The organism is Streptomyces sp. E11-3, from assembly GCF_046540415.1.
Classification (GTDB): domain Bacteria; phylum Actinomycetota; class Actinomycetes; order Streptomycetales; family Streptomycetaceae; genus Streptomyces.
Genome location: NZ_JAZGRL010000152.1, coordinates 1 through 1672, shown reverse-complemented (window position 1 = coordinate 1672; position 1672 = coordinate 1). Strand labels below are relative to the sequence as shown.

The following is a 1672-nucleotide window of genomic DNA, read 5'->3' as shown; positions in this document are numbered from 1 at the left end:
TCGGGTCGGGGTTGTGTCGAGGGGGCGCGAGGAACGTCACAGGGCGGCGGTAGGGGGTGGGTCGGCGGCGGAACGCGCCTTACGTGCGGCGCGTTACACCTCGTGGTAGAAGCCCACGTTCACGCTGCGCGGCCCGGTGCGGTCCTGGATGACCACCTCTCCGGAGCCGCCGATCGGAAGCGCCGTGCTCCCGCCGTACGTGAGAGGCAGCGCCGTGCCCTGCAGCATCACCCGCACCTCGGACGCGGGGTCCGGGTGAGAGCCGCGCAGCCAGGTGACGGTCCATGCCCCGTCGGGGCCGCACTGGAACTCCAGATGCGCCCGCGACACGAACAGCCAATCCTCGGGGGCCGTGAGGCGGCACACGCTCCGGTCCCGCCCCACGCGCAGCACGGCGCCCGGAGCGCTTGGCTCGTCGGCCATGAGCATGCCTGCCGTCGCACCCGCGTCGGCCTCCGACACCGTGGCCATGGTCAGTTCGAGCACTTACGCTCCTTCATCCTCAGCGTCGTGGGGGGCGCCGCCGAATGATAGGCGGCCGGAGCATCCCACGAAGTCCGGAGCATCCCACGAAGTGACGTATCGCACACCCCCCGGCCGCCGCGCCGCCCTCCGCGGCCGTGCGCGAGGATGGACCCCATGAGCATCGTGAAGATCAACGTCCTGACCGTGCCGGAAGAGCAGCGCGAGATCCTGGAGAAGCGCTTCGCGTCGCGCGCCGGGGCGGTGGAGAGCTCCGACGGCTTCGAGTGGTTTGAACTGCTTCGCCCCATTGAGGGCACTGATCAGTACCTCGTCTACACCCGGTGGCGCGACGAGGCTTCCTTCCAGGCCTGGATGGAGGGTCCGATGAAGGCCGCCCACCAGGGCCCGGGTGGCGGCGAGGGCGCTGAGCGGCCCAAGCCCGCGGCGTCCGGGTCCACGGTCTGGTCCTTCGAGGTCGTTCAGCAGGCCGCGCCCAAGCAGGCCTGAACGGCGTGACCGGCTGGCCTGAACGGCGTGACCTGCCGGTCTGAGCGGCGTGACCTGCCGGTCTGAACGGTGTGACCTGCCGGTCTGAACGGTCGGCGGGCACGCGGTAATTCGGTTGCGGCCCGCGCTGGGCGGGCCGCAACAATCCTCCGTATGGACTCCTGGACCACCGCCCCCGAACCCTTCGACTCCGCCGACGCGGCCGCCCTGTGGGCCGCGTACTACACCGAGGTCAGCGACCGCTGGTTCGAGCGCGAGTACGGGGCGGGGCACACGACGCCCGCCGACGAGCTGGAGCGCGAGATCGCCGCCGAGACCGGTGCCGACCTCGCCCCGCCGCACGGTGCGCTGATCGTCGCCCGGTACGAGGGCGAGGCCGCCGGGTGCGCCGGGGTGCGGCTGATCGACGCGAAGACGGCCGAACTCAAGCGGGTGTTCGTACGCAAGGAGATGCGCGGCAAGGGCGCTGGTCGGGTACTGATCCCGGCCGCCGAAGAGGTCGCGCGGGGGCTCGGGGCCGAGCGCGTGTGGCTCGACACCCGGCTCGACCTGGTCGAGGCGCGCGCCCTGTACACGCGCCACGGGTACCGCGAGATCCCCGCGTACGAGACCGGTCCGTACTCGGAGATCTGGTACGGCAAGGAGCTCTGAGCGCCCGCCCCGCCGCCCGCCCTCAGCCGTGGCGGGGGGGGGGGCCCCC

The 1672-nt window shown here is 72.0% G+C and carries 3 protein-coding genes; 2 read left to right on the top strand and 1 reads right to left on the bottom strand.

Annotated elements, in window-relative coordinates; translation table 11 throughout:
• Positions 1–93: 93 nt before the first annotated feature.
• The gene (locus U9R90_RS36025) at positions 94–486 is read right to left on the bottom strand and encodes a hypothetical protein (RefSeq protein ID WP_411061695.1); all 393 of its coding nucleotides are present in this window, start codon (positions 484–486) and stop codon (positions 94–96) included.
• A gap of 153 nt (positions 487–639) precedes the next feature.
• On the opposite strand from U9R90_RS36025, the gene U9R90_RS36020 reads away from it, so the two are divergent.
• A complete protein-coding gene (locus tag U9R90_RS36020) occupies positions 640–972 on the top strand; it encodes an antibiotic biosynthesis monooxygenase family protein (protein WP_411061693.1) in 333 nt (110 codons plus the stop codon).
• A 153-nt stretch (positions 973–1125) separates the two neighbouring features.
• The gene (locus tag U9R90_RS36015; RefSeq protein WP_411061691.1) at positions 1126–1623 is read left to right on the top strand and encodes a GNAT family N-acetyltransferase; all 498 of its coding nucleotides are present in this window, start codon (positions 1126–1128) and stop codon (positions 1621–1623) included.
• Positions 1624–1672 lie beyond the last annotated feature (49 nt).